Annotated in this window: 7 protein-coding genes and 1 pseudogene; 1 reads left to right on the top strand and 7 read right to left on the bottom strand. The window is 66.7% G+C overall.

The window, feature by feature from the left end; genetic code table 11:
• The 5 genes and pseudogenes from RHBS_RS31105 to RHBS_RS24210 all read right to left on the bottom strand — a co-directional run.
• A pseudogene (locus tag RHBS_RS31105) lies at nt 1-152 on the bottom strand (cytochrome c biogenesis protein CcdA); the annotation flags it as partial.
• The gene (locus RHBS_RS24225; RefSeq protein WP_128646643.1) at nt 149-745 is read right to left on the bottom strand and encodes a TlpA disulfide reductase family protein; all 597 of its coding nucleotides are present in this window, start codon (nt 743-745) and stop codon (nt 149-151) included. The pseudogene RHBS_RS31105 and the gene RHBS_RS24225, both read right to left, overlap by 4 nt.
• The gene (locus RHBS_RS24220) at nt 738-1,400 is read right to left on the bottom strand and encodes a histidine phosphatase family protein (RefSeq protein WP_128646641.1); all 663 of its coding nucleotides are present in this window, start codon (nt 1,398-1,400) and stop codon (nt 738-740) included. The genes RHBS_RS24225 and RHBS_RS24220 overlap by 8 nt, the downstream gene beginning before the upstream one ends.
• A 51-nt stretch (nt 1,401-1,451) precedes the next feature.
• Nucleotides 1,452-2,771 (bottom strand): glutamate-1-semialdehyde 2,1-aminomutase, encoded by a 1,320-nt coding sequence (gene hemL / locus RHBS_RS24215; RefSeq protein ID WP_128646639.1) that lies wholly within the window; start codon nt 2,769-2,771, stop codon nt 1,452-1,454.
• Nucleotides 2,772-2,839: 68 nt separating this feature from the next.
• The gene (locus RHBS_RS24210; protein WP_128646637.1) at nt 2,840-3,274 is read right to left on the bottom strand and encodes a DUF1707 domain-containing protein; all 435 of its coding nucleotides are present in this window, start codon (nt 3,272-3,274) and stop codon (nt 2,840-2,842) included.
• Nucleotides 3,275-3,350: 76 nt separating this feature from the next.
• On the opposite strand from RHBS_RS24210, the gene RHBS_RS24205 reads away from it, so the two are divergent.
• The gene (locus RHBS_RS24205; RefSeq protein ID WP_128646635.1) at nt 3,351-3,884 is read left to right on the top strand and encodes a pyridoxamine 5'-phosphate oxidase family protein; all 534 of its coding nucleotides are present in this window, start codon (nt 3,351-3,353) and stop codon (nt 3,882-3,884) included.
• Nucleotides 3,885-3,923: 39 nt separating this feature from the next.
• Here the strand turns inward: RHBS_RS24205 and RHBS_RS24200 are convergent, their stop codons facing one another.
• Nucleotides 3,924-4,508 carry a cell envelope integrity protein TolA gene (locus tag RHBS_RS24200; protein WP_128646633.1) on the bottom strand — a complete coding sequence of 195 codons (585 nt, stop codon included), beginning with the start codon at nt 4,506-4,508 and terminating at the stop codon, nt 3,924-3,926.
• 42 nt (nt 4,509-4,550) lie between these two features.
• Nucleotides 4,551-5,011, bottom strand: a 461-nt coding sequence (bioD, locus tag RHBS_RS24195; RefSeq protein ID WP_145977586.1) for an ATP-dependent dethiobiotin synthetase BioD, incomplete at its 5' end; no start/stop codon positions are given.

The raw sequence follows: 5,011 nt of genomic DNA, 5'->3' as shown, positions 1-5,011 counted from the left end.
ACCAGGGGCACCACGCACGGAGACGCGAAGGAGACGAGCCCGGCCAGCACGCAGGCTCCGAGGGCCAGGATCAGTGGCCCGGAGGCCGCGGCCTCCTGGAAACTCGCGCCGATCCCGGCCAAGTAGGTCGTGTCTCCCAAAGTCGCTGTCACTGCTGCACTGGCTCCTCGGCTGCCACGCGTTCGACGACGGGCTGCAGGTCCTCGGCGAGCAGCTCACGCAAGAACACTGCCGCGACGCGATGCTGCCTGTCGAGCACGACGGTCGTCGGAATGACGGAGGTGGGGACGCCGCCGAGCGCGTTCAGGGTGCGCATCGGTGGGTCGTAGATCGAGGCGTAGCTCACGTTGTTGCTGACGACGAAGTCCTGTGCGGCGGTCTGCGACTCGTCGCGCACGTTGATGCCGAGGAACTCGACGCCGAGGGACTTGGTGGCCTCGTAGACGTCTTCCAGGTCGTCGGCCTCACCGCGGCACGGACCGCACCACTGACCCCAGACGTTGAGTACGACGACGTCACCGTCGTAGTCCGACAACGAGGTCGTCTTGCCCTCGGTCATCAGATCCGGCCCGGACAGTTCGCCGATGGTGCCGCGCTCGCTGGGCTCGTAGAAGATGTCGGTCTTGCCGCCGGGTGAGACGAACTGAAAGGTGCCACCCTGCGCCACTGCGTCGGTGCCGGTCGAGCAGCCTGCGACAAGAGCGATCGTAGACGCTGCACAGACGGCGAAGAAGAATCTACGCACCGGAGATCCTCGGATCGGATGCTCCTGCGGGCTCGGAGTAGACGAGGTCCACGAGCTGATCCCCCTCGTAGACGAGCGAGGTCAGCGACGCGAGTCCGCATTGACGATTGCGCGGGTCGTGCCAGAGCCGGTCGCCCTGCAGGAATCGGCGCAGTGTCCACACCGGGAGCTGGTGGCTGACGCAGACGGCCTCGTGCCCGACGGCTTCGACGCGGGCCGCGTTGACGGCGGCGAGCATGCGGTGTGCGATCTGCAGGTACGGCTCGCCCCAGGAGGGGGTGAACGGGTCGCGCAGCTTCCACCAGTGCCGGGGTCGGCGCAGGGCACCGTCGCCGACGGCCACGCGCAGTCCCTCGAACTCGTTGCCTGCTTCGATGAGGTTCTCGTCCTCGGCGATCGTCAGGCCGTGGGCCGCTGCGATCGGCGCGGCGGTCTCCTGCGCACGCAACAACGGCGATGCCACGACGTGGGTGATGTCGTGGCCGGCGAGCGCGTCCGCGACGGACCTGGCCTGCGACTGGCCGGTCACCGACAGCTTGAAGCCCGGCAACCGCCCGTAGAGGATGCCCTTGGGGTTGTGCACCTCGCCGTGCCGGAGGACGTGCACGATCGTGCGCGTCGTCGAGTGCGGATGTGTTGCGGGGGCCTCGGTCACGTCGGGGTCCTGTTTCTCGCTAGTCGGGTGGTGATCACTTCTGTGTAGACGTCACAGTGGTGCTGCAGCAGCTGCCGCAGCCTTCGCGGCGGCGGGGGCGGCGTCGGCGATGATCTCGAAGGCTCGGTCGTCGAGGGCAGCGGAGACGAACCAGGCCTCGAATGCGCTCGGCGGCGGGTACACGCCGCGAGAGAGGAAGGCGTGGAAGAACGCCGGGTATCGCCACGTCTGCGCGGCCTTGGCCTGCGCGTAGTCGGTGACGGGTCCATCGGCGAAGAACACACTCACCATAGTGCCCGCGAACTGCACGTGATGGGTGACGCCTTCGGCGGTGAGGGCTTCGCCGAGCAGTGTTCCGAGTCGCTGTGAGTTGGTCTGCAGCTTCTCGTAGACGGCTGCGTCGGCCAGTTGCAGGCTCGTCAGTCCGGCAGCGACGGCGACGGGGTTACCGCTGAGCGTCCCCGCCTGGTACACCGGTCCGGCGGGCGCGAGGTAGGCCATCACGTCCGCTCGACCGCCGAATGCGGCGGCCGGCAATCCGCCGGACATGACCTTGCCGAAGGTGTAGAGGTCTCCTGCGATTCCGTCGATGCCGTACCAACCGGAGGCACTGACACGGAATCCGGTCATCACCTCGTCCATGATCAGCAGTGCGCCGTGCTCGGTCGCGAGGCGGCGCAGTCCCTCGTTGAAGCCGGTGACCGGTGGAATCGCTCCCATGTTGCCTGCGGCTGCCTCGGTGATGATGCACGCGATCCGACCCGGGTTGGCCTCGAAGGCCGCGGTGACGGCGGCGAGGTCGTTGTAGGGAACGACGATGGTGTCCGACGCCTGTGCGCCGGTGACGCCGGGAGAGGTCGGCAGTCCGAGCGTGGCGAGCCCGGAGCCCGCGTCGGCCAGTAGGGCGTCGACGTGGCCGTGGTAGCAGCCGGAGAACTTGACGATCTTGGTGCGGCCGGTGAAGCCGCGGGCCAGGCGCACCGCGCTCATGGTGGCCTCTGTGCCCGAATTCACAAGACGAACCTGGTCGACGGGGCCGACGCGACGCACGATTTCCTCGGCGAGTTCGATTTCGCGGAGCGTGGGTGCACCGAACGACAGCCCGGTCGAGGCTGCCTTCTGGACGGCCTCGACGATGGCCGGGTGGGCGTGTCCGTGGATCATCGGGCCCCAGGACGAGATGAGGTCGACGTACGACTTTCCGTCGGCGTCGGTCATCGTGTATCCGCTGGCCTGCGTGATGAAGCGGGGCGTTCCGCCGACCGACGCGAATGCACGTACCGGCGAATTGACGCCGCCGGGAATGACCGCGCTCGCGCGGGCGAAGAGTTGGGCCGATACGGGGGCGTCGTTGCCGGGGGAAACAGTCACGTCTTCCAGTGTCCCAGGTTCGGCGAAATCACCAACTACAGGGCGTAATAATGCGGTCGACGCCGGCCTCAGTCGTCGTCGGTTTTCTTGTCCTCGGGCATGAACACCATCGCGACGAGGATGACGCCCCAGATACCGAGGGGCCACAGAGGCCAGTAGGAGGTCGGCTCGCCGTCGGAGATCCATTGAACGGCCCAGATTCCGTTCATGACGATGGCACCACCGAACCACCAGCGCCACTCGTCCAGATACTCACGCCACTCGCTCGTCGTACGATCGACATCCGTTGCCGTCGATTCATCGGGGGCCGGCAAGTCGCGCACGACCTCGGCCAAGTCACCGCGAGTCGTCGACGCCCACACCGCGTCGAGCCTTTGTTCGTACTCGACCAACGTCAAGCGGCCCTCGCTCATCGCCAGGCCGAGTGTGGTCACGACGGCCTCACGTTCGTCGTTGCTCACGCGCAGGTCCGGCTGATTGTTCTTGTCGAGGTTCTTTCCCATGCGCAGCCTCCCGGTACCCGTGTCCGTTTTGTCACCTCAACGGTTGAGCGAGCTACACACCGGGTAGTTGGTTTCGATGACGAACACCGATAGAACGAACACCGACAGTGCCGGGGACGGCGTCACCAAGGTCGCCGAACTGATGTCCGAAGCCGGGCTCTGCATGTTCACCACAGTCGGCCGAGACGGCCACCTCATCTCGCGCCCGATGGCGCTGCAGGAAGCCGAGTTCGACGGCGACCTGTGGTTCTTCGCCGCCCAGGACTCCCGCAAGGTGCGCGACATCGCCGCGAACCCGACGGTCAACGTCTCGTTCCAGTCCGGTGAGGGCTGGGTGTCGCTGTCCGGTACGGCCGCGGTGGTCGAGAACACCACCAAGGCCGAGGAACTGTGGAACACCCGGGCGGCCGCGTGGTTCGAGAAGAACCCCGATTCGCGCGAGGTCGCCTTGATCCACGTGGCCGCCGAGGGAGCCGAGTACTGGTCCACCCCCGGGTCGAAGGTGTCGAACCTGTTGGCCTACGCCAAAGCGAAGATCACCAACGAGCGACCGGACCTCGGCGAGCACGAGGTCGTCGAACTGGAGCTACCGCACAATTCGACCGACTAGTTCTGCTGGAGCCGGGCCGCCGGCAGCAGCTTCTCGTTGTCAGTTCGTGCGGTGGTGTCCGTTGTCCCTGCGTGGGTCGACGGTGTCGCGAACCTTTTCCCCGGTGCTACGCGGGTCGGTGCTCGTGTGCGCGGCGGCATCATGAGCAGCGGCGTTTCGTGTCCCGGAGTTGTGCTGGCCCGGGTAGGTCTCGTCGATGTCTGCCCCGCTGTGGTGCGCCTGCTCGTGATCGTCGAGCCGGCCGTTGTTGTCCGTGTGTGCGGCCTTGGCACCCGATCGATGATCGACGTCCGGATCGAGTTCGTTCGCCCGGGCGAATTCGGCGTCCAGCTCGTCGCGCGACTGCGCCGCAACACCCTGGTGCGACTGAGCCTGCTGCGCAAGCTTGTCGGCCTCGGCCGCTTTGACATCTGCTTCGGCCTGGGCCCGGCGCGCCTTGGCCTCGCTCTCCCTGGCCAGCAGTTCGCGCTCTTCGACGATTGCGGCCTCGTCGGCCGCCTTTTCGCGAATCTCGTTCGCTTCCAGCCTCTTGCGTTCCTTGCCCTTACGCGCCACGACGACGGCGAGGGCAACGACCACGAGTACGACGACTACTGCAACGATGATCCATACGGTGGTGCTCATTGGCGGACTCCCATGTTCTCTACTGCCGGACCGGCAGTAGATCTATGCCGGGTACCCGAGTGAAGAGTCGACAAACTCACCGAAGGCACCGACGGCCAGGGCTTCGAAGTCACGTGATTCGAGCAGGCCCGCTCCTTCCGGGATGCACGCGGTCAGCCCGATCCGCGTCACGAGTGGCAACTCGTCGCGGTTGACCCGCGCGGCCAGGCTCGGTGCGGCGGGCCACGACCCGATCACCAGACCTGCGCATTCGACGCCGGCCGCACGCGCTGCCGCAATGGTCAGGACGCTGTGGTTGAGCGTTCCCAGCTCCGCACCGGCCACTATCACGATCGGCGCAGACACGGCCCCGGCGATGTCGAGCACGGTGAACCCTTCTGCGCCCAGACGCACCGCGACTCCGCCAGCACCTTCGACCAGCACGAGGTCGTGGGCCGCGTCGAGCGCGCGCACAGCGTCGACCACAGCGTCGAGTTCGAGCATCGACCTGCCAGATCGGCGGG

The organism is Rhodococcus sp. BS-15 (assembly GCF_000813105.1).
Taxonomy (GTDB): domain Bacteria; phylum Actinomycetota; class Actinomycetes; order Mycobacteriales; family Mycobacteriaceae; genus Rhodococcoides.
This window is presented reverse-complemented; position numbering and strand designations above follow the sequence as displayed.

Coding starts and splice junctions, on each gene's coding strand:
- RHBS_RS24210 (WP_128646637.1), bottom strand. CDS start 3,274: ATGGGAAAGAACCTCGACAAGAACAATCAGCCGGACCTGCGCGTGAGC.
- RHBS_RS24205 (WP_128646635.1), top strand. CDS start 3,351: ATGACGAACACCGATAGAACGAACACCGACAGTGCCGGGGACGGCGTC.
- RHBS_RS24200 (WP_128646633.1), bottom strand. CDS start 4,508: ATGAGCACCACCGTATGGATCATCGTTGCAGTAGTCGTCGTACTCGTG.